The organism is Stenotrophomonas sp. Sm2128, from assembly GCF_030985535.1.
Lineage (GTDB): Bacteria > Pseudomonadota > Gammaproteobacteria > Xanthomonadales > Xanthomonadaceae > Stenotrophomonas > Stenotrophomonas maltophilia.
In genome coordinates, this window is record NZ_JAPTFQ010000078.1 from 1 (window position 1) to 22,176 (window position 22,176).

General features: G+C 68.5%; 19 protein-coding genes. 10 read left to right on the forward strand and 9 right to left on the reverse strand.

Features of this window, described 5'->3' with window-relative positions; all coding sequences use genetic code 11:
- Positions 1-154: 154 nt before the first annotated feature.
- From O0K41_RS18365 to O0K41_RS18390, 6 genes are all read right to left on the reverse strand, one after another.
- On the reverse strand, positions 155-553 hold the full coding sequence (locus tag O0K41_RS18365; protein ID WP_099604694.1) for a hypothetical protein: 399 nt from the start codon (positions 551-553) through the stop codon (positions 155-157).
- 93 nt (positions 554-646) lie between these two features.
- Positions 647-2,686 (reverse strand): FUSC family protein, encoded by a 2,040-nt coding sequence (locus tag O0K41_RS18370; protein ID WP_099604695.1) that lies wholly within the window; start codon positions 2,684-2,686, stop codon positions 647-649.
- Between the two features lie 3 nt (positions 2,687-2,689).
- Positions 2,690-4,159: an efflux transporter outer membrane subunit gene (locus O0K41_RS18375; RefSeq protein ID WP_049450018.1), complete on the reverse strand. Its 1,470-nt coding sequence runs from the start codon at positions 4,157-4,159 to the stop codon at positions 2,690-2,692.
- Entirely contained in the window at positions 4,156-5,073 is a 918-nt protein-coding gene (locus O0K41_RS18380; protein ID WP_005414947.1) for an HlyD family secretion protein, read from the reverse strand. Before O0K41_RS18380 ends, O0K41_RS18375 begins: the two co-directional genes overlap by 4 nt.
- A complete protein-coding gene (locus O0K41_RS18385; protein WP_010487502.1) occupies positions 5,070-5,279 on the reverse strand; it encodes a DUF1656 domain-containing protein in 210 nt (69 codons plus the stop codon). Before O0K41_RS18385 ends, O0K41_RS18380 begins: the two co-directional genes overlap by 4 nt.
- 116 nt (positions 5,280-5,395) lie before the next feature.
- On the reverse strand, positions 5,396-5,851 hold the full coding sequence (locus O0K41_RS18390; RefSeq protein WP_012481667.1) for a MarR family transcriptional regulator: 456 nt from the start codon (positions 5,849-5,851) through the stop codon (positions 5,396-5,398).
- Positions 5,852-6,490: 639 nt separating this feature from the next.
- Between O0K41_RS18390 and folE the strand changes: the two genes are divergently transcribed.
- The 4 genes from folE to O0K41_RS18410 all read left to right on the forward strand — a co-directional run bounded on the left by folE (position 6,491) and on the right by O0K41_RS18410 (position 12,769).
- A complete protein-coding gene (folE, locus tag O0K41_RS18395) occupies positions 6,491-7,102 on the forward strand; it encodes a GTP cyclohydrolase I FolE (protein ID WP_004141296.1) in 612 nt (203 codons plus the stop codon).
- Positions 7,103-7,214: 112 nt separating this feature from the next.
- Positions 7,215-8,684 carry a DUF3375 domain-containing protein gene (locus O0K41_RS18400; RefSeq protein WP_005411693.1) on the forward strand — a complete coding sequence of 490 codons (1,470 nt, stop codon included), beginning with the start codon at positions 7,215-7,217 and terminating at the stop codon, positions 8,682-8,684.
- Positions 8,671-9,372, forward strand: coding sequence for a DUF4194 domain-containing protein (locus O0K41_RS18405; protein WP_005411692.1), 702 nt, complete (start codon positions 8,671-8,673; stop codon positions 9,370-9,372). Before O0K41_RS18400 ends, O0K41_RS18405 begins: the two co-directional genes overlap by 14 nt.
- Before the next feature lie 16 nt (positions 9,373-9,388).
- On the forward strand, positions 9,389-12,769 hold the full coding sequence (locus O0K41_RS18410) for an SbcC/MukB-like Walker B domain-containing protein (protein WP_308304550.1): 3,381 nt from the start codon (positions 9,389-9,391) through the stop codon (positions 12,767-12,769).
- A 105-nt stretch (positions 12,770-12,874) separates the two neighbouring features.
- Here the strand turns inward: O0K41_RS18410 and O0K41_RS18415 are convergent, their stop codons facing one another.
- Positions 12,875-13,654, reverse strand: a complete 780-nt coding sequence (locus O0K41_RS18415) for a TSUP family transporter (protein WP_061480655.1) — start codon at positions 13,652-13,654, stop codon at positions 12,875-12,877.
- Positions 13,655-13,756: 102 nt separating this feature from the next.
- Between O0K41_RS18415 and O0K41_RS18420 the strand changes: the two genes are divergently transcribed.
- Positions 13,757-14,149 (forward strand): YchJ family protein, encoded by a 393-nt coding sequence (locus O0K41_RS18420; RefSeq protein WP_005414942.1) that lies wholly within the window; start codon positions 13,757-13,759, stop codon positions 14,147-14,149.
- 3 nt (positions 14,150-14,152) lie between these two features.
- On the opposite strand, the gene O0K41_RS18425 is transcribed toward O0K41_RS18420, so the two are convergent.
- Positions 14,153-15,433, reverse strand: a complete 1,281-nt coding sequence (locus tag O0K41_RS18425) for a GGDEF domain-containing protein (protein WP_149501411.1) — start codon at positions 15,431-15,433, stop codon at positions 14,153-14,155.
- A 150-nt stretch (positions 15,434-15,583) separates the two neighbouring features.
- Between O0K41_RS18425 and egtB the strand changes: the two genes are divergently transcribed.
- The 5 genes from egtB to O0K41_RS18450 all read left to right on the forward strand — a co-directional run bounded on the left by egtB (position 15,584) and on the right by O0K41_RS18450 (position 20,911).
- The gene (egtB, locus tag O0K41_RS18430) at positions 15,584-16,855 is read left to right on the forward strand and encodes an ergothioneine biosynthesis protein EgtB (RefSeq protein ID WP_164223219.1); all 1,272 of its coding nucleotides are present in this window, start codon (positions 15,584-15,586) and stop codon (positions 16,853-16,855) included.
- Complete coding sequence (gene egtD / locus O0K41_RS18435; protein ID WP_049403456.1) at positions 16,852-17,826, forward strand: L-histidine N(alpha)-methyltransferase; 975 nt, start codon at positions 16,852-16,854, stop codon at positions 17,824-17,826. The genes egtB and egtD overlap by 4 nt, the downstream gene beginning before the upstream one ends.
- Before the next feature lie 84 nt (positions 17,827-17,910).
- Entirely contained in the window at positions 17,911-19,179 is a 1,269-nt protein-coding gene (locus O0K41_RS18440) for a lytic murein transglycosylase (protein ID WP_164223216.1), read from the forward strand.
- A gap of 40 nt (positions 19,180-19,219) precedes the next feature.
- Positions 19,220-20,086, forward strand: coding sequence for a D-hexose-6-phosphate mutarotase (locus tag O0K41_RS18445; protein ID WP_108270744.1), 867 nt, complete (start codon positions 19,220-19,222; stop codon positions 20,084-20,086).
- Positions 20,087-20,137: 51 nt separating this feature from the next.
- A complete protein-coding gene (locus O0K41_RS18450; RefSeq protein WP_123959282.1) occupies positions 20,138-20,911 on the forward strand; it encodes a DUF2628 domain-containing protein in 774 nt (257 codons plus the stop codon).
- 6 nt (positions 20,912-20,917) lie between these two features.
- On the opposite strand, the gene O0K41_RS18455 is transcribed toward O0K41_RS18450, so the two are convergent.
- Positions 20,918-22,105, reverse strand: a complete 1,188-nt coding sequence (locus O0K41_RS18455) for a benzoate/H(+) symporter BenE family transporter (RefSeq protein WP_164223213.1) — start codon at positions 22,103-22,105, stop codon at positions 20,918-20,920.
- Between the last annotated feature and the right edge of the window lie 71 nt (positions 22,106-22,176).

Here is a 22,176-nt window from a genome sequence, read left to right on the forward strand (position 1 = left end):
AACGCACAGCCGCCAGCGGCTGGGCCGGGCCCCGGAGGGGGACTTGCAGCGTCCCCCTCAACCGGACCCACCCCGCCTACCCACGGATAGCACGCATTTGACGTTGCCGTTGCCGTTGATTCGGCAGGTGCAGGGCGCAGCCCTGCCGCCCCCGTCATTCAGCGATCAGTACCAACCCATCCGGGAACACGATTGCCGCTTCATCGGCACTCACGTCGAAGAAGCCCACGCCGTGCTTCTCGGCCAGGTCCTGCACGCGACCGTGCGCGCGCTCGGCCACCGAATAGGCAAACGCGCCGTAGATCACCTCGCGGCCGATGCTGTACTCGGTCACCTCAGCACGGTCGTCATCGTCGTTGCTCAATGGGCCGTTCATCGGCGGGAAGTCCTGCGCCATCTCCGCGAACCACGCCTGCAGCGACGGGCTGCTGACTGCCGGGTCGTCGTACTCGTGGCGTTCGTTCCACTGCGTCTGCTTCTCGAACCAGGCGATGAAGGCCGCCGCCTCGCGCGGGGCGATGCTGGCGTCGAACACCATCATGTCGTAACTCATTGGAGCTTCCTGTGCAGAGCAGGGGTCAGAGCCTTCGCCCGGGGCGAAGGATCCGACCCCGGCGCGGGGTCTGTGGCTGCGCAGGGTATCGCGCTACGGCTGTTCGGCTGCACTCATCGCCAGGCCCGGCGCCAGCGCCTTCGCCTCCGGGAACAGCGCGAAGCGCAGGCCGATCAGGCCCATCAGCGCCTCGTCGCGTGCCTTGCAGGCGGCTACGCTGCCGACCCGTCCCAGCGAGGTATCCAGCCGCTCGCGCAACGCGTCGGCCGCCACAATCGGCTTGCGCGCGGCGATCTGCCGTCGGTAGTGCACAGCGACCTCTTCCAGAATGTGCTCGACCGCCTCGCGGCTGCGCTCGGGCAGTTCCAGCCGGGCGCGGCGCAGCTGCAGGATGTTCAGGCCGATGCGTGCTTCATTGAGCATGTCCACCGAGGCGATGTCGCTGCCTTCCGGCGTCGCCGCCAGGCGCGGCGCGAGCAGGCCCAGCAGGTCAAGCATGCGCGCGGCGAAGCGCTGGCGGTCCTGCTGGCCACGACCTTCGGCGGCTTCGGCCAGCGTGGTCCAGCCCTGCCGCACCAGCCGGCGCGCGGTCCACTCGGCGCCCACCGAACGGAACAGGCGGGTCATCACCACCGCAAAGCCAATGCCGATGAACATCGCGATGGACGAGTTGAGGAAGGTCTGGATGTTGGCGCTGTAGGTGTTCTGCAGGCTCAGCAGCGCGGCCAGGTTCACCGTCAGCGGCAGCGCGAACAGCGCGCTCTTGGGGTGGTGCAGCATCAGCCCCAGCGGCAGGAACGCCACCGCCAGCACCAGCGCCAGCAGGCCGAAGTCGTGCACTGCCGGGAACACGCCGAACAGGTACACGCCGGCCACCACCGAGGCGACCATCGCCCACACCAGGAACGACACCATGCTCGGTGCCGGATCGTCCTGCGCGGCGAAAAATGCGGCGGTCACCGCGGCCATCATCGCGCCGTTGCCGCCGCCTTCCCACCCCAGCGCGATCCACAGCACGCAGTAGCTCATCAGCGCCGCGCCGGCACTGAGCGCGGAGAACAGCGCCATGCCGTAGTCGACGTGCTTGTCGGCGGCCACGCGTTCGGTGCGGATGCGGTAGTGCGCACGGTCCAGCGGCGCGGTGCCCTGGTCGATCGCGTGCTGCAGGGTGCGGCAGTCCTGCCACAGGTCCACCAGTTCCTCCAGGCGCAGCAGCAGGCTGGCCAGCTGCAGGTGCTGCAGGTCGCGGTCCACCTGCGGCTTCAATGCACTGATGCGCGCGCGCAGGCGCGCGTATTCGCTGGCGTTGGTCGGGCCATCCAGCCAGTCGTGGATGTCATCGACCAGTGCCGGCAGCCCCTCGGGCAGGTCCTGGCCGTCGCTGCGCAGCGCACTCAGGCGGTCGGCAATCGAGGACAGCACCGGCAACAGCAGCAGCATGCGCTCGCGCAGCCGCTCCATCGACACGGCCGAACCGGCATGGCGCGGGTCGTCGCGGCGCAGGAACTCGATCAGCGCCTCGAACTGCACCAGGTCGGCGGCGAGCCGGTTGCGCGGCGCGTGCGCGCGGCCGCGTTCGAGGATCTGCCGGCACCACTGCGCCGCGTCCTCCATCCAGTTGCCGATGCGGGCGCGCAGCATCGGGCGTACCGAGGCCGGGAACAGCAGCGAAGCAAACAGCACTGCCACCACGGTGCCGAGGATGATCTCCTCGCTGCGCGCCACCACGGTGTCGAAGATGGTCTCCGGCGAGGTCACGGCCGGGAAGCCGATGAAGGCGGTGGTGTAGCCGGCCAGCAGGAACGCGTAACCGCGCGGGCCGCGGTTGAGCAGGGCCATGAACAGGCACCCGGCCAGCCAGATCGACATCGCCGCGCTCAGCACCAGCGGCGTTTCCACCAGCGCCGGCAGCACCAGCAGGGTGGCCAGGCCGGCCACCAGGGTGCCAACGATGCGGTACACGCCCTTGGCGCGGGTTGGGCCCAGCAGCGGCTGGCTGACGATGTACACCGTGCCCATCGCCCAGTACGGGCGCGACAGGTTGCCGGCCATGGCGATGTACAGCGCGGCCACCGCGGCCAGGTAGGTCTTGATCGAGAACAGCCAGGCCTGGCGATCGGTCAGCGCGTTCATGGCTTACTTCGCCGAGGCCTGTGCGGTGGACGGCGCGGGCGGGGCAACCGATGCCTGCCAGCCGCCACCCAGCACCAGGAACAGATGGATCTGGTCGCGCGAGACCTGCGCTTCGGCGGCGGCCAGGGTGGCGTCGCTGGTGGCCAGGCTGCGGTCGGCATCCAGGCTGGACAGGTACGGCGTACGGCCACCCTGGTACAGCCGGCGGTTCTGCTCGGCGGCCAGTGCGGCCTGCTCCTGCGCGATGCGCAGCGACTGCAGCCGGCGCAGGTCCTGCGCATAGCGGTCCAGCGCGGTCTGGGTCTCGCGCAGCGCCTGCAGCACGGTGTGGTCGAACTCGGCCAGCGCGGCATCGGCACCCGCCTCGGCGGCGTGGATGCGTGCGTGCGTGCCGGACGACGGCAGCGTCCACGAGATCAGCGGGCCGATCGACCACTGCTGGGTCATCGGCGTGCCGAAGTCTTCCAGCAGGCCGGCGGCACCCACCGAGGCACCCAGGCGGATGTCCGGGTACAGCTCGGCGGTGGCGACCCCAATCCGCGCCGTGGCCGAGGCCAGCTTGCGCTCGGCCTGGCGCACGTCCGGGCGGCGCTGCAGCAGCGCCCGGCCATCACCGACCGGCAGCGGCTGCGCCAGGCCGGGGGCGTGCGCACAGTCGATCACGCCGGCTGGCAGCTGGCCCGGGGTTTTCCCAAGCAGCGCGGCCAGCGAATAGGCGGCCGCCGAACGCTGCGCGCGTAGCGGCGGCAGTGCCGCCTCCAGCAACGCTACCTGCGCATTGGCGCGGGCCAGTTCCGGCGGCGTGCCGCGGCCGGCCGCGATCAGGCGCTCGGTGACCGTGCGGCTGCGCTGCTGCAGCTGCAGCGAATGCTCGGCCACGTGCAGTTCGTGGTTGGCGTGGCAGATTTCCAGGTAGCTGTCGGCGACCTGCGCGACCACGCTGACCTGGGCCAGGTCGCGCGCCGCAGCAACCGACTGCTCGTCGGCACGCGCTGCCTCGGCGCCGCGCTTGAGCTTGCCGAACAGGTCGAACTGGTAGCTGACCGCGAACTTGCCATCGGCCAGGTTGATCACCGGCAGCTCGTGCTCCTGCAGGAACGATTCGGCCGACAGCTGCGCGCGGCTGACGCCGGCCTCGGCCTCGTACTCGAAGCCACCGGCGTCCAGCGCCTGTTCGTACACCGCCGCGGCACGACGCAGGTGTGCATCGGCGGCCTTCAGTTCCACGTTGTCACGCAGTGCCTGGGTGATCAGGCCGTCCAGCACCGGGTCGTTGTACAGCGACCACCAGCGGTCGGGCAGCGCCTGGTTGGCGGCAATCTGCGGGTTCTGCGTATCGATGAAGGCCGCATTGGCCTCCGGGCGCTTGAACGCCGAGCCTTCCGGCAGTGCATAGTCCGGGCCGACGGTTTTGCACGCGGCCAGGCTGACCAGCGCGACGATCAGACCGAGACGGGGCAGGGCGGCGTTCACAGGCCCGCCTGTGTCGGCGCGGTGCCGGCCTTGTCGTTGTGCGGATGGCGGCCGGTGTCCACGGTCACCGTGGCGGTACGGCCGGCGATCAGTTCCACGCCCTTGGGTACTTCGTCGATGGCGATGCGCACCGGAATGCGCTGTGCCAGCCGCACCCAGTCGAAGGCCGGGGTCACGTTCGGCAGCAGGGTGCTGCCGTTGCTGCGGTAGCGGTCCTCGATGCCGGCGGCGATGCTCTCGACATGGCCGCGCAGCGGTGCCGATTCGCCCATCAGGCGGATGTCCACGCTCTGCCCCGGGGCCACGCCGCGCAGGCGGGTTTCCTCGAAGTAGCCATCGATGCGGAACGAGCCGGTATCCAGCAGCGCCAGCACCGGCTTGCCGGCCACCACGTAGTCGCCCACGCGCAGGGTGCGGTCGTTGACCCGGCCATCGGCCGGCGCGCGCACCTCGGTGCGGTCCAGGTTGAGCTCGGCCAGGTCGACCGCCGCCTGTGCGGTGGCCAGCGCCGCCTGTGCGGCCTGCAGCTTGGCGCGGCGCACTTCGGCGTCCTCGGCGGCGACCAGGTCCTGCAGGCTGCGGTCACGGCCGATCTCGCGGCGCAGCTGCGCCACCGATGCCTGGCGCTCGGCCAGGTTGGCGCGAGCCTGCTCCAGCGCGATGCGGTAGCGGGCGCGATCGACCACGAACAGCAGGTCACCCTTCTTCACCGCCTGGTTGTCGGCCACCTGCACCGTTTCCACCAGCCCGGACACGTCCGGCGCCACCTGCACCACGTCGGCACCGACATGGGCATCGCGGGTCCACGGCTCATCCATGTAATAGACCCACAGCTGGCGCAGCACCAGCAGGGCGACGATCACGGCTGCGCTGGTGAGCAGCACCGGCAGGGTCTTCTTCACGATCTTGTTCACGATTGCATCCAACGCAGGAGGTGGAACAGCAGGCCAAGCACGATCCCGTACAGGGCCAGGTTGAACAGCGCCGGGTGCCATACGTGGCGATAGGCGCCGGCACGCTGCAGCAGCGCGTGCAGGCCGCTGTTGACCAGGTAGGCCAACAACATCAACCCGAGCAGGGTCGGGACGAACACTCCGTGGAGACTGAATTCACCGGGCATCGGTAGGGGCGGGGGGCGAGGTGGGGGGAAGGGGAGGGAAGGAACAGCGAAACAACGGCAACGGACAAAAGCCGCTGGCGTGTGCACGGCAGCGGCGGTGTTCGGGGGCGGCGGTCTTACGTGATGCGGTCGGCGGCCTCGGCCAGCAGGCGCCATGCCTTCAGCACGGCGTGCAGTTCATCCATGGAAAGCTCGCCGAACACGTCCTGGCGCAGGCCGATCAACTGGTCTTCCAGCTCGCTGACCAGCGCATGGCCCGCGTCGGTCAGCCACAGCAGGTTGGCGCGGCGGTCGCTGGCATCGCTCTCGCGGCGGACCAGGTCGCTGGCGCACAACTTGTCCAGCAGGCGCACCAGGGAGGGTCCTTCCATGCCCAGCTGCTGCGCCAGCGCCACCTGACGGATGCCACCGCCGGAGCGGCCGATCATCAGCAGCGGCATGGTGCAGGCGGTGGAGATGCCGTAGCTGCCGAGCCGGCTGTCGGCCAGGCGCTGCCACTGCCGCCCTGCGTACAGCAGGCCGGAGCTGAGCTGCATCTGCAGCACGGTGCGCTCGTCGAGGGGTCGGTCCATAAGAGATAGGTAGGATACTACTAATTTCATTCCTATTAATAGGTTTTTCTGAATGGGGGGCGTAGTGAGGAAAGCGTTGCGCCTGCTTGGTGTCGGGTGGGGCAGCGGGGGCCGGGCGGTGCAGGACACGCCGTGAACCCCCCTCCGGGGTCCGGCCCAGCCGCTGGCGGCTGTGCGTTCGGGCGCTTGCGAGGCATCCATGCCGCGGACGGTCCTGCCCCGCCCGGCCCCCCGCTGCCTTCCCATCACCCCGCGAGCGCGGTGGGTTGGCTCTTGGAAGCAAGAGCAGAAGCAGTGCGGACCAACGGTCCGCACCCACCAAAGCACAAGACACCACAGCAGCGGCGCGCTGCTTCCGAAGTCATGAACCCCGCTTTTGCCCCCGCTTTCGGGCGGTCCGGCCGCGCCCGCGGGAAACTGTCAGGGATGGGGAAGGGCGGCAGGGCAGGACCGTGAGGCGCATGGATGCGCCGACCGAGCCCCCATGGATGGGTTTACGGCGTGTCCTGCCCTGCCGCCCTTCCCCATCCAGACCCGTAACAGGCAGGCGCCGCCAGACCCCCGATGAACCCGACCAACAGGACGACCCACCCCCCGGTCGGGTACGATGCTCGCCCCCCGTTCGGGACGCTGTACGCAATGAGCAAGAACAACGAAAAGGCCGCCCCGCAGGGCGACGTGACCCAGGACCAGGCCGAGGATGCCGTGCGCACCCTGCTGCGCTGGGCCGGTGAGGACCCGTCCCGTGAAGGCCTGCTGGATACCCCCCGCCGTGTCGCCGAAGCCTATGGCGACTGGTTCAGCGGTTACCGCGACGACCCGCGCGCCTACATGGAGCGTACCTTCGAGGAAGTGGCCGGCTACGACGAGCTGATCGTCCTGCGCGACATCGAGTACGAAAGCCACTGCGAGCACCACATGGCCCCGATCATCGGCCGCGTGCACGTCGGCTACCTGCCGGCCGGCAAGGTGGTGGGCATCAGCAAGCTGGCCCGTGTCGTCGAAGCCTACGCCCGCCGTTTCCAGGTGCAGGAGAAGATGACCGCGCAGATCGCCCAGTGCATCCAGGATGTGCTGCAGCCGATCGGCGTCGGCGTGGTCGTCGAAGGCGCCCACGAGTGCATGACCACCCGCGGCATCCACAAGCGCGGCGTCAGCATGGTCACCTCCAAGATGCTGGGCAGCTTCCGCGACGACGCGCGTACCCGCGCCGAGTTCCTGCGCTTCATCGAAGTGGGCGGCAAGCGCTGAGCCGCTTGCCCGCACCACGCCGGCTCCTGCAGGCCGGCATGCCCACGGCTGTCCACGCGGCAGCTGTGCATGGCGGTTTGTCCCTGTCAGCCCTACAGACTTCTTTCGCTGCATGAAGCATCGCGAACGCATTGCCCGTTACCGCCACCTGCGCGAACAGCCCCAGTGGAAGCTGCTTGCCGCCGACCACGCTCCGGAAATCATCGGCCTGCTGCAGGGCCTGCTGATGGACGGCGAGCGCACGCTGCCGTCCTCGGTACTGAACGAGCGACTGCAGCGCGCGCTGGACCAGCTGGCCGGCGATGAACTCTCGCGCGAGCTGCCGCGCACCGCGCAGGCCTACATCGCGCACTGGCTGGCCCAGGGCTGGCTGGAACGCCGTCTGCCCGAAGGCGCCGACCAGGAGCAGTACGAGCTGGCGACCGCGGCACTGCAGGCGATCCGCTTCGCCGACGGCCTCGAGCAGGCCCGCGTGGCCGCCACCGAAAGCCGCCTGGCGCTGGTCATTGAGCAGCTCTCGGCACTGGCTGCGCAGACCGAAGCCGATCCCGATGCGCGCCTGTCCGCGCTGCACGACGAGCGCGACCGCATCGATGCCGAAATCGCCCGGGTCGGCACCGGCCGCGTGGTTGCGCTGGACGGCAAGCGCGCGCTGGAACGCACCCGCCAGATCATCGGCCTGGCCGACGAGCTGACCGAGGACTTCCGCCGCGTGCGCGATGACTTCGAGCAGCTCAACCGCGATTTCCGCGAACGCATCATCGACGACGAGGGCGAGCGCGGCGATGTGCTGTCGCAGCTGTTCGAAGGTGTGGATGTCATTGGCGAAAGTGACGCCGGGCGCAGTTTCCAGGCCTTCTGGCGGCTGCTCAACGACGCCGAACAGAGTGCCCAGCTCGATGCCGCGCTGGAAGCAGTGCTGGCGCGCGGCTTCGCCCGCCGCCTGGACCGCAACGAACGCAACTTCCTGCGCAGCTTCACCAGCACCATGCTCGAGCGCGGTGGCCAGGTGCACGACGTGCTGCAGAACTTCGCGCGCAGCCTGCGCGGCTTCGTGCAGAGCCGTGGCTACCTGGAACAGCGCCGCCTCAACCAGTTGTTGAAGCAGGCGCAGTCCGAAGCCCTGGCCCTGCGCGACGAATTCCCCGCACAACGCGGCATCGGCCGCGACCTGCAGCTGACCACCAGCCGACTGCGCTCTTGGTCGCAGTGGAAGCTGCATGATCCGCGCAGCGCCCAGGTCGACGGCAATGTCGAGTACAACGACGCGGCCGCGATCAGCCTGGAGAGCGTCGGCGACCTGGTCGCTTCGTCCGAAATCGACTTCCGCACCCTGCGCCGCGACCTGCACGACCTGCTCGATGCACAGCCGCGGCTCAGCATCGCCCAGGCACTGTCGCAGCGCGAGGCGCCGCAGGGTCTTGGCAGCGTCATCGGCTATCTGTCGCTGGGCACGCGCTTCGGCAACGTGGTCGCCGGCGAGCAGGAGCTTGCGCAATGGCGTGGTGGCGACGGCCAGGTCCGTCGCGCCCGCATCCCGCTGGTTTGGTTCACCCAGGAGAGACGCCATGAGCTGGCATGAAGATCCCATCGACGCAGCGCAGGCCGACGTGGCGGAAGACGCCTACGAGGCCGAACCGGTGGCGGCCGTGGCGCAGCCCCGCCGTGGCAACGACGTCTATTACCTCGGCGACACCGGGCGCCTGCCGCTGGATGCGCGCCGCGCGCTGTGCCAGCTGCTGATCGGCCCCAGCATCGACCAGCTGCGCCACGCCAAGCTGTGGCCGGCACTGATCCGCAGCGAAGCGGCCATCCGCTCGTCGCTGGCGGACCTGTTCCTGGAACTGGTGCTCGACCGTGACAGCGGCGTGGCGTTCACCCGCCAGGCCGATACCGAAGACGTCGACGCGCCGGTGCTGCTGCGCACCTCGCCGCTGACCTTCATCGACTCGGTGCTGTTGCTGTACCTGCGCCAGCAGCTGGCCGAAGCCGATGCGCGCGGCAACCGCGCGGTGGTCGCCGATGCCGAAATGGCCGAAGCACTGGCCATCTACGAAAAGAACCTGTCCACCGACCGCGCCGGCTTCAACCGCCGCGTCGCCTCGGCGGTGCAGAAGATGAAGGACAACCACATCCTGACCCGCCTCAGCGGCCAGGAAGACCGCCACGAAGTCTCGCCGGCGCTGAAGCTGCTGTTCTCCGCCGAAGACGTGTCCCAGCTCTCGGCGGTCTACCGCCAGCTGCGCGAAACCCCGGCCGCCGAGGCCTGAGAGACCCGACCATCGCATGGCTATCTCCAAGCACACTCCCGCCCTGTTCAACGAAGGCCTGCCGGACCCGCGCCTGCAGCAGTTCCGCATGCGCCGCCTGCAGGTGCACAACTGGGGCACCTTCAACGGCCTGACCGAAGTACCGATCGCCGAGCGCGGCTTCCTGTTCGTCGGACGTTCCGGCTCGGGCAAGTCGACACTGCTCGATGCCATGTCCGCGCTGCTGACGCCGCCGGCCATCGTCGACTTCAACGCTGCTGCGCGTGAAGCCGAGCGCAGTGGCCGCGACCGCAACCTGGTGTCCTACGTGCGTGGCGCGTGGGCTGACCAGCAGGACAGCGGCACCGGCGAAATCGCCACCCAGTACCTGCGCAAGGGCGCCACCTGGACCGCACTGGTGCTGGAATACCGCGCCGGCGATGGCCGCGTGGTCAGCCTGGTGCGCCTGCTGTGGATCTCCGGCAACGGCACCTCGGCCGGTGACGTGCGCAAGCACTACATGATTGCCGAGCGCCCGTTCGACATCGCCAAGGATCTTGGTGGGTTCGACCTGGACCTGCGCAAGCTCAAGCAGAAGCTGTCCGACCTGCACCACTTCGACACCTTCTCCGGCTACGCCGAGCGCTTCCGCGACCTGCTCGGCATCGACAACGAGATGGCGCTGCGCCTGCTGCACAAGACGCAGTCGGCGAAGAACCTGGGCGACCTCAACGTCTTCCTGCGCGACTTCATGCTCGACACGCCGAAGACCTTCGACGCCGCCGAACGCCTGGTCAGCGACTTCGCCGAGCTCGATGGCGCGCACCAGGCGGTGGTCACCGCCCGTCGCCAGGTGGAGACCCTGCTGCCGGCACGCGCCTACTACAACGACCTGAAGGAAATGCACCGCCGGCGCGGCGACGACGAAGCCCTCAAGCTCGGCGTCGACAGCTTCCGTGAAAGCCGCCGCCAGGCGCTGATCGAAGCGCGCCTGCGCGAGATGGACGTGCGTGACCGTGGCCTGCTTGGCGAAGAAGCCCAGCGCCGTGCCGCACTGGACAATCACACCGAGCGCCTGGCCGAACTGGAACTGCAGCGCCGCCAGCAGGGCGGTGAGCGCATCGAAGAACTGGAACGCGAGCAGGGCCGCGCCGAAGCCGAGCGCGACCGCCGCCAGGCCAAGCGCGAGCAGGCAAGCCTGGCCGCGCAGCAGCTGGGGGCCGAACTGCCGGACGACGCACACGGCTTCGCCGAACTGGTCGAGCGCGCACAGAACGAGCTGCAGGACCGCCAGCGCGCCTCTTCGGCGCTGGACGATGCGATCAGCGATCGCCTGGGTGGCAAGCGCGATGACGAGCGCCGCTTCGGCGAAGTCCGTGCGGAACTCGAAGCGATGCAGCGCACGCCCTCCAACATCCCGGCGCCGATGCAGAAGCTCCGCGCGCGCCTGGCCGAGGAAACCGGCATTGCCGAAGCGGCGCTGCCGTTCGTCGGCGAACTGATCCAGGTCCGCTCGGAAGAGCAGGGCTGGCAGGGTGCCATCGAGCGCGTGCTGGGTGGCTTCGCGCTGTCGCTGCTGGTCGACGACAAGCATTACAACGACGTCGCCGAGTGGGTGAACCGTACCCACCTGGGCATGCGCTTCACCTACTACCGCGTGCGCCGCAACGATGATGCGTTCGCCCGTGAGCCGTCGGCGAAGTCGCTGCTGCACAAGCTGGAGCTGCGCGAACACGTGTTCGAAAGCTGGCTGCGCCGCGAGCTCGGCAAGCGATTCGACTACGAGTGCGTGGATGCCAAGCAGCTGCGCAACGTCGACCGCGGCATCACCCGCGAAGGCCAGGTCAAGCATCCGGGCGACCGTTTCGAGAAGGATGACCGCAGTGCGGTGGGCGACCGCCGTCGCTGGATCCTCGGTTTCAACAACCACGACAAGGTGGGCGCCTTCGAGCGCGAAGCTCAGGAACTGGCCAAGCGCATCGCCAGCTGCGAGACCGACATCGCGCGCCTGCGTGGACAGCGTGACCGCGACAACGAACGCCGCCTGGCCTGCCACGAGCTGGTCAGCATCAGCTGGAACGAGATCGACATCGCCGCCCCACAGCAGCGCCTGAGCGACATCGAGGCCACGCTGCGCGCCCTGCGCGAAGGCAATGCCGACCTCGCCAAGCTGGCCAAGCAGATCGACGCCGTGCGCGCCGACATCGAGCAGGCCCGCCGCACCTATGAAGACGTCCGCGTCGAGCGCGGGCAGCTGGTCAAGGAACGCGACCGCCTGGACCGCGCGCGCCAGCAGAGCCGTGCGCTGGTGCTGCCGAGCCTGGCCCAGGAGCAGGAAGCCGGCCTTGCCGAGCGCCTGCAGGAGCAGGGTCCGCTCAGCCTGGAAACGCTGGAAGCGCACATGCGCCAGGTCAGCAACGCGCTGAACGAGCAGCTGTCGTCCTCGCAACAGGACCTCAACCGCATCGAGAACCAGCTGATCGGCTGCTTCCGTCGCTTCATCCAGCAATGGCCGGAGGAATCGGGTGACTTCACCGTGTCGGTGGCCTCGGCCGAGGACTTCCTCGCACGCCTCGAACGACTGGAGCGCGATGGCCTGCCGCAGCATGAAGAGCGCTTCTTCGATCTGCTGCAGAACCAGAGCAAGAACAACCTGCTGGCCCTGCAGCGCCACAGCGCCGAGGCCCGCAAGTCGATCGGCCAGCGCCTGGATGAAGTGAACGCCAGCCTGGAACAGGTGCCGTTCAACCGCGGCACGCTGCTGACCATCGAACTGAGCGACCGCCGCCTGCCGGAAGTGGGCGAGTTCCAGCTGCAGCTGCGCGAAGTGCTGTCGCAGCAGCAGACCGAGCAGCGCGAGCTGGCCGAATCGCAGTTCACCGTGCTGCGCCAGTTGGTCAACCGCCTGGGCTCGCAGGAAGGCGAGGACAAGCGTTGGCGCGAGCTGGTGCTGGACGTGCGCATGCACGTGGAGTTCATCGGCGTCGAGCTGGATGCGGAAACGCGCCAGCAGGTCGAGATCTACCGCAGCGGCGCCGGCAAGTCCGGTGGCCAGCGCCAGAAACTGGCCACCACCTGCCTGGCCGCGGCACTGCGCTACCAGCTCGGCGGTGCTGACAGCCAGCTGCCCAGCTACGCCGCAGTGGTGCTCGACGAAGCCTTCGACAAGGCCGACAACGAGTTCACCGCGCTGGCGATGAACATCTTCGACAACTTTGGCTTCCAGATGGTGGTTGCCACCCCGCTGAAGTCGGTGATGACGCTGGAACCGTTCATCGGCGGCGCCTGCTTCGTCGAAATCAGCGGTCGCCACGACTCCGGCGTGCTGCTGATCGAGTATGACGAGGAAGGCAAGCGCCTGAAGCTGCCCGAGCGCAGCCGCCAGCAGGCCAACGAACCGGAAGAAGCCGAGGCCTGAGCGCCTCGGGCAATCCACCTGTAGGGCCGAGCCATGCTCGGCTGCTCTTCGCGACCTGAAACAATGTGCCAACCAAGGTTGGCACCTACCATTTCATAACGTCCCTCACGAACCGCGGAACGTATCCCACGCCATCCGCGCGATCAGCACCACCACCAGCCCCACGAACAGCTTGCGGATGAACGGCGTACCGCCCTTCAGCGCCAGGCGCGTGCCCACCACCGAGCCGATGATGTTGGCCGCCGCCATCGGCAGCGCGAACAGCCACAGGATGTTGCCGGTCGGCACGAAGAACGAGATCGCCGCCACATTCGTCGCCAGGTTCACCACCTTCGACGCCGCCGAGGCGCGCAGGAAATCCAGCCCGAAGAAGCGCACGAACAGGAAGATCAGGAAGCTGCCGGTGCCCGGCCCGAAGAAGCCGTCGTAGAAGCCGATCGCCGCACCGATCGCCAGCGCGATCACCAGTTCGCGGCGACCGATCTCCTGCGGACGGTGCAGCGCGCCGAAGTCCTTCTTCCACAGCGTGTAGGCCAGCATCGCGACCAGCAGCACCAGCACCAGTGGGCGCACCGCGTCCTTGGGCAGCAGGCTTACCGCGGTGGCGCCGGCGAAGGAGAAGATGAAGGCCGTGCCGGCCGCGAACAACACCGGCTTCCACGGGAAGCGCACGTTGCGCGCATAGCGCCAGGCGGCCGCACCGGTACCGAACATCGAACTGAACTTGTTGGTACCAAACAGCATCGCCGGCGTCTGCTGCGGCAGCACCGTGAACAGGCCAGGCAGCTGCACCAGCCCACCACCACCGACGGCGGCATCGACCAGCCCGGCGATGAAGGCGATGACCACCAGCCACCACAACTCAGGGGGAACCAGTTCCAGCACGGCGATCAATCGATATGGGGGCGCGACAGCATACGCCTGTCCTGCACTGGTTGACCGGTGCCCCGCGTGGATCCATCCGCACAACCCGGCGACAATGTCCGCATGAGCCGAAAACCCACCGATCCCTGCCCCTGCGGCCTTCCCGCCGAGTACGCCGCCTGCTGTGGCCGTTTCCATGCCGGTGAGGCCGCCCCCGATGCCGAGCGCCTGATGCGATCACGTTACAGCGCCTATGTGCGGGGGCTGGCGGACTATCTGCGCCAGAGCTGGCATCCGGATACCCGTCCGGCCGAGTTGTCGCTGGATGATGCGCCCGGCCAGCGTACGCATTGGTTGGGCCTGACCGTGCACGAGCACACCGTCACCGGCGCCGACAGCGCCGAAGTGCGCTTCACCGCCCGCTACCGCGTGGGCGGCGGCAGCGCGGTGAAGATGGCCGAGCACAGCCGCTTCCTGCGCGTCGACGGCCGCTGGTACTACCTCGACGCGGTGTGAGCCTCAGCCGCCGCGTGCCGCCAGCACGCGCTGGCCGGCATGCGCGCGGACCTGGTTGCGGCCACCGTCCTTGGCTGCGTACAGCGCCTGGTCGGCGGCCTTGATCACTGCCGCTGGCCGCTCATCCACGCGGCTGTCTGCCAGCCCGATGCTCACCGTCACCTGCACCGTCTGCCCGCTTCCGCCGCGTCCTCGTTGCCGGCGCCCCGTTTCATCGTCGCGGCTGCGTGTGCTCCGGTCGCGCAGCTGCATGCGGGTGTCCTCGATGGTCTGCCGCAGCGCCTCGACTGCATCCACGCAGGCCGCTGCGGGACGATCCAGGAACACCACCGCGAACTCCTCGCCGCCATAGCGGAACGCCCGGCCACCATCGCCCACCCGGCCCAGGCGCGAGGCCACCAGGCGCAGCACATCGTCGCCGGTGTCGTGGCCGTGGGTGTCGTTGAACGACTTGAAGTGGTCCACGTCCACCATCGCGATGCTGTAGGTGCCGCGCGCCCGCTGCAGGGTCTCATTGAAGGCGCGGCGCCCCGGCAGGCCGGTCAGCTCATCGCGGAAGGCCATATGGAAGGACTCCTGCAGCATCGCGCCCAGCATCAGCAGCAGGGCCGCGCTGGCCAGTGCCGGCAGCAGCACCGGCTGCAGGAACACCCGTGGCAGCATCCACCACAGGCACAGCAGGGCCAGCAGCATCGCCGTGTGCAACGGGCGCGGATGCCGCCAGGCCTGCCAGCCCAGCGCGGCGGTTGCCAGAAGGAACAGCAGCGCTGGCAGCTGTGCCAGCGCGTTCCAGTCGGCCGGAATCCAGCTCCAGTGGCGGTTGGACAGCAGATCGTGCATGCCCCGGGGTTGCTGCGTGGCCAGCAGCAGGAAGATCAGCAGCGCGGTGCCACTGGCAACACCCCGCAGCAGCAGGTCGCGGCGGCGGCGGCCGCGCTCGGGCCACAATGCCAGGCCCGCGAACAGCAAGGGCAACCAGGCCGAAATGGCATGGAAGCGCAGCGGTGTCAGCGCCGTGACGTGGCCGCTGTGCAGGTAGCCGCCCACGTCCTGGTGCAGCAGCGCGAACATGACCGCCACCACCAGCAGCAGGCAGAGCGTACGCACCTGGTGGTAGAGCAGGGCAAGGCCGGCGCCGAGGCAGGCCAGCAGCCAGGGCAGGATGCGTTGGGCCGGACTGGCAACGTCTTCGTTGCCCAGTGCTGCCCACAGCACCACGGCAACCAGCACGGCGGGCAGCACGAACAGGTAATGCGCAGGCTGGCGGAGCGGATGCAGGGGCAAGCAGGAATTCCAGCGCGGTGACGACGCGGCCGCAGCATTGCCGTTAGCGGCGTTCGCACCGGCTTCTTGAATGCGGGATGGTCACGCATGTGAACGCGTTGACGTCGAACGATGACATCGCACTCACCCTGTTGCGCAGATGCTTCCCGGATGGACAGCGTAGCCACCGCCGTCGCTGCCCCGCAGCGCGATCTCGCCCGCCAGTACGCATGTGTGCGGAACCGCAGCATGCACCTGGCAGCCCCCCTCAGCGCCGAAGATGCCATGCTGCAGAGCATGGCCGATGCCAGCCCGAGCAAATGGCACTTGGCCCACACCACCTGGTTCTTCGAACGCTTCGTGCTGGCCGGCTTCCCACCTGCACCGGCGCATGACCCTGCCTGGGACTACCTGTTCAACAGCTACTACAAGAGCCTCGGCCCGGCGCATGCCCGGCCGCAGCGTGGGTTGCTGTCGCGGCCATCGCTGCAGCAGGTGCGCGACTACCGCCAGCAGGTCGATGCACAGGTGCAATCGCGGCTGGCGGCAGGCGACCTTGATGAGCAGGCACTGCAGCACCTGCAGTTGGGCCTGCAGCACGAACTGCAGCACCAGGAACTGCTGCTCACCGACATCAAGCACGCGTTCTGGTGCAATCCGTTGCAGCCGGCCTACCGCGAGGACCTGCAGCCTGCAACCAGCGCTGCCAGTGCGCAGGGCTGGATCGAGTCGCCCGAGCGCATCGTCACCATCGGCGCCGCAGCCTGGCCGCAGCACACCGCCTTCGCCTACGACAACGAATCGCCGGCGCATCGCGTGCTGCTCCCCGCGCACGCACTGGCCGAGCGTCCCGTCAGCAATGCCGAGTACCGCGCCTTCATCGACGCCGGCGGCTACCGCGAACCGCGCTGGTGGCTCAGCGAAGGCTGGGCGCTGCGCGAAGCCGAGGGCTGGCAGCACCCGCTGTACTGGGATGGCGCCCTGCAGCGCGAGTACACCCTGGGCGGTTGGCGCGAACTGGATCCGCATGCGCCGGTCTGCCACCTCAGCTACTACGAGGCCGATGCCTGCGCCCGCTGGGCCGGTGCGCGCCTGCCCAGCGAGTTCGAGTGGGAGGCTGCCGCCGCAACGCTGCCGCCTCGCGGTCATTTTGCCGATGACGATCGGCTGCACCCGCAGGCTGCAGGGGGCAGTGGACTGCGTCAGCTGTTCGGCGATGTATGGGAATGGACCCACAGTGCGTATGGCGCCTACCCGGGCTTCCGCCCTTTCGCCGGCAACCTCGGTGAATACAACGGCAAGTTCATGTGCGGGCAATGGGTGCTGCGCGGTGGCAGCTGCGCCACGCCGCGTGGCCACGTGCGTGCCAGCTACCGCAACTTCTTCATGCCCCCGGCGCGTTGGCAGTTCTCCGGGCTGCGCCTGGCCAGGGACCTCGCATGAGTACGGTGCACGACGCACTGCAGGCGCTGACCGATCTCACCCCCGGCCGCCAGCAGATCCTCACCGACGTGGTGGCCGGGTTGTCGCGCACGCCGCGCCAGCTGCCGTCCAAGTACTTCTACGATGCGCGCGGCTCGCGCCTGTTCGAGCAGATCACGCAGACCCCCGAGTACTACCCCACGCGCACCGAGCTGGCCCTGCTTTCACGGGTACTGCCGGACATCGCCCGAAGCGTCGGGCCGCACCTGCACGTGGTGGAACTGGGCAGCGGCAGTGGCCGCAAGACCGCATTGCTGCTGGCCGCCCTGCACGACCCAGTGGCCTACACGCCGATTGAAATCTCGCGTGCCGCGCTGCTGTCCAGCATCGACCATCTGGCCCCGGCGTTGCCCGAGGTGGAGATGCTGCCGGTCTGTGCCGACTTTACCCGTCCCGTCGCCGTACCCATGCCCGAACGCGAACCCGCGCGACGTCTGCTGTTCTTCCCCGGTTCCACGCTGGGCAACTTTGAAGGCGAGGACGCGGTCGCGCTGCTGCGCGCGATGCGCCAGACCATGGGGCGTGATGGCCTGGCCCTGGTCGGCATCGACCTGCACAAGGACCCGGCGCTGATCGAGGCGGCCTACAACGATGCGCAGGGCGTCACCGCCGCATTCACCCTGAACCTGCTGGCCCGCCTCAACCGCGAGGTCGGCAGCGACTTCGATCTGCAGGGCTTCCGTCATCGTGCCCGCTACAGCGTCGCGCGGCTGCGCATCGAGACCGATCTGGTCAGCCAGCGGGCACAGGACGTCCATCTGGATGGCCGAACCTTCCATTTCGAGGCCGACGAACCGATCCGCGTCGAATACAGCCACAAGTACACCGACGAGAGCTTCGAAGCGCTGCTGCAGCCGGCTGGCCTGCAGGTCATGCAGCGCTGGGATGCTGAAGGCCCGGCCTATGGCCTGCGCCTGTTGCGTGCCATCTAGGGCGGACGGCCAGCCGGTACTGCTTCAGGTTCAGCAGCACCGCTACCCCTAAGATGGCCGTGCAACGGCAACACGGAGGACGCCATGCCCATTCTGACCACGCTCGGCCTGGCGGCCGCTCTTGCCTCGGCGCCGACAGCACCCGCCGCGCCTGCCGGCAACATCGATCCGGCGTTCAGCCGCTGCCTGTCGGGCCTGCAGGCCACCGCTGCGACACAAGGCATCAGTGCCGACCGTTTCAACGCGATCACCGCCGGCCTCACCCCGGACCCCACCGTGCTCGGCCTGCTCGATGCACAGCCCGAATTCACCACGCCGATCTGGGACTACCTGGCCGCGCTGGTCGATCGCCAGCGCGTGGCTGATGGCCGCGCCCTGCTGCAGCAGCACCGCGACCTGCTCGATCGCGTGTCGGCGCAGTACGGCGTCGATCCGGCCACCATCGTCGCGGTCTGGGGCGTGGAGAGCGACTACGGCCGCGTGTTCGGCAAGCGCCCGCTGCTGCAGTCATTGGCCACGCTGTCCTGCGCCGGCCGTCGCCAACCCTTCTTCCGCGGTGAACTGCTGGCGCTGCTCAAGCTGATCGACCGCGGCGACCTGCAGGCCCAGGGGCTCACCGGCTCCTGGGCCGGTGCCTTCGGGCATACGCAGTTCATGCCCAGCACCTATGCACGCATCGCCGTGGACGGTGATGGCGATGGCCGCCGCGATCTGGTCGGCAGCATTCCCGATACACTGGCCTCCACCGCCAACTACCTCAAGCGCGCCGGCTGGCGCAGCGGCGAGCCGTGGGGCATGGAAGTCCGCGTTCCTGCGGGCTTCAACGCCAGCCAGGCCGGCCGCACCCAGCGTCGCGCCCTGGCCGACTGGCGTGCGCAGGGCGTGACTGCGCTGGATGGCAGCGTGTTGGCTCCGGCCAACCTGCCGGCGGATGCGCGCGCCGCGCTGCTGCTGCCGGCCGGCAACAAGGGCCCGGCATTGCTGGTGTTCCGCAACTACGACGCGATCTACAGCTACAACGCCGCCGAAAGCTATGCGCTGGCGATCGCGACGCTGGCTGACCAATTGAGTGGCGGCAACGGGTTGGCCACCGCCTGGCCGACCGATGACCCGGGCCTGGGCCGCGATGAGCGCCGCCAGCTGCAGACCCTGCTGCTGGCCCGCGGCCACGATATCGGTGCCGCCGACGGCATGATCGGTACCGCCACGCGCCGCGCGATCCAGGCCGAGCAGCAGCGCCTGGGCTGGAGCGAGGTGGACGGCCGCGCAGGCCAGCGCATCCTGCGCACGCTGCAGGAAGAGGCGACCGCCATCGCACCCGCTGGGCAGAAAGCCTTGCCGGCGGCACGTTGACCGCGACATCATCGCCGCGGTCTTCAAGGAGCGTCATCGCATGCAGTCGAATCCGGACATCAGCACCGGCCTGTATCACGGCCTGGAGGCCTGGCAGGTGCGAACCGCCAACGCCACGGCGGTCGTCAGCGTGTTCGGCGGCCAGCTGCTGTCGTTCGTTCCTGATGGGCAGCCCGATCTGCTGTGGCTTTCGCCCACGCGCGCCGAGCTGCCCACGCCCATCCGCGGTGGCGTCCCGGTGTGCTGGCCGTGGTTCGGTCGCCAGGGCCAGAGTGCCGATGTACCGGCGCATGGCCTGGTACGTACCGCGCGCTGGGAGCTTCTGCAGGCCAGCCAGCGCGATGATGGCGAGTTCGAGCTGCAGTTGGCGCCTGCGCCCAGTGCCGATCGCGGCCTGCGCCTGCAGATGCAGTTGCGTATCGGCCGCCAGCTGCGCCAGCAGCTGGTCACCGAGAACACCGGGACCTCGCCGGTGACCTTCACCCAGGCCCTGCACAGCTATTTCCGGGTGGGCGATGCCAAGCGGGTCGAGGTCGAGGGCCTTGATGGCCTGCAGTACCTGGACAAGTACGAGGACTATGCGCAGCTGCGCCTGCAACAGGGACCGTGGTCATTGCGCGATCCACGTGATCCCGGTCGCAGCGATCGCATCTATACCGGTGCCGGCGGCCATTACGTGCTGCGTGATCCCGTACTGCAGCGGCGGATCGAGATCCGCAGCGAAGGCAGCCAGACGCTGGTGGTCTGGAATCCGGGCGCCGAGGCGGCAGCCAGGATGGCCGATGTCGGCGAGGGCTGGCGCGATTACGTATGCCTGGAAGTGGCCAACGCAGGCCCGGAGCAGATTACGCTTGCGCCGGGTGCGCGCCATCAGCTGGTGCAGACCCTGGGCAGTACCGCGCTGTAGGCGCGGGCAGCGATTTCAGTTTGTCGATGCAGGTAGCAAGGACGGAAAAACATGCAGGAAGCACAATGGTGGTACGCCAATGGCAGGCAGAGCAGTGGGCCGGTGGATCTGGCCGGTCTTCGCCAGCTGCAGCAGGAAGGGACGGTTACGGCGCGCACCCTGCTCTGGTGCGAAGGCATGCCCTCATGGCGGCCGTTGGCGGAACTGGAGCAGGCTTCCACCCCCGTCGAGGTGGTTCCGGCCCTGGATATCGACGCAGCCCCTGCGGTTGAGGGCATCGCGCCGGATGTCGGCGACCCGTCCGATCCCTATCGTGCACCGGTCGCTGCACCGGACAGGGCTGCGGCTGCCGGGCTGGAGGGCGAGATGGCCTTGTACGCCAGCGTGGTCGGCGGCAACTTCCCGATCTATCGCCAGCGCTGGCGGCTGGATCAGGGCATTGCCACGGGCAGTGGCACCTGGCATTGGCCGGCCTTCCTGCTCGGCCTGATCTGGATGATGTACCGCAGGATGTACCGCCTGGCGGCGATGTGGGCTGGCCTGCTGCTGCTGATCAGCGTGGTGGAGACCTGGCTGGATGTGCCGGATGGCCTGTCGCTGGTCATCACCTTCGCGCTGAGCATCACCACAGGCATCTTTGGCAACAGCTGGTACCTGGCGCACTGCCAGCGCCTGATCGCCCAGGCCCGTGCCCTCACCGGCGACGATGATGCACGGCTGCGCAGCGAGCTGACCGCGCGTGGCGGCACCAGCGTGGTCGCCACACTGATCGCTATCGTCATCGCGGTGGCGCTGAGCATCGTCGGCGCCGCATTGGCCGGGTAGGGTGGGTCAGCGGTCCTGACGGGGCCGCAGCACCAGCAGGCACAGCGCACCGGCCACCAGGCCCCAGAACGCCGAGCCGATGCCGGCCAGTGAGACGCCCGAGGCGGTGACCAGGAAGGTGACCAGTGCCGCCTCGCGGTCCCGCTCTACCGCCAACGCACTGGCCAGGCTGTTGGCGATGGTGCCGAACAGCGCGATACCGGCCAGGCAGGCCACCAGCTCCTTGGGAAAGGCGGCGAACAGTGCGGCCACGGTAGCACCGAACAGCCCGATGACGATGTAGAAGGCACCTGCCGCCATGGCGGCGGTATAGCGTCGTGCCGGGTCCTCATGGGCATCGCGGCCCATGCAGATCGCGGCGGTGATTGCCGCCAGGTTCAGCGCGTACGCACCGAACGGCGCCAGTAGTGTATTGACCACACCGATCCAGCCGATCAGCGGCGACACCGGGGCGTCGTAGCCGGATGCCCGCATCACCGCCACGCCCGGAATGTTCTGCGAGGCCATGGTGACCACGAACAGGGGCAGGGCGATGCCGGCCACTGCGGTCCAGGACAGGCATGGGGTCACCCATTGCGGTACCGCCAGTTGCAGCTGCACCTGCTGTGCGTGCAGCAGGCCACGGCTGGCCGCAATCGCGATGCCGACCAGCAGGGTGGCGATGACCGCATAGCGCGGGAACAGGCGGCGTCCGGCCAGCCACGTGGCGAACATGGCCAGCCCCAGTACCAGCTGGGTGTTCATGGCCACGAACACGTCCAGACCGAAGCGCAGCAGCACCCCGGCCAGCATGCCGGCGGCCAGCGCCATCGGTACCCGTTGCATCAACCGGGCGAAGATGCCGGAGAAGCCAGCCAGCATGCCCAGAACCGCAGCGAGCAGGAATGCACCGGTGGCCTCGGAAAGAGATGCGCCGCCGGCACCGACCACCAGCATCGCCGCGCCCGGTGTCGACCATGCGGTCACCACCGGTACCCGATAGCGCAGTGACAGCCCGATGCAGGTGACACCCATGCCCAGTCCCAGTGCCCACATCCATGAAGCGATCTGCGCCTGATTGGCACCGACAGCTTGTGCAGCCTGGAACACGATGACGGCCGAACTGGCGAAGCCGACCAGCACAGTGATGAAGCCGGCAACGAGGGCCGGTACTGAAAGGTCGCGCCACCACACTTGCCGCACCTGCATGTTCATTGCCGTCTCTCCACTGTGCATCCGTGCATTGATAGCCCTTGGGGGGGGGGGGGGGGGGGGGGGGGGGGGGG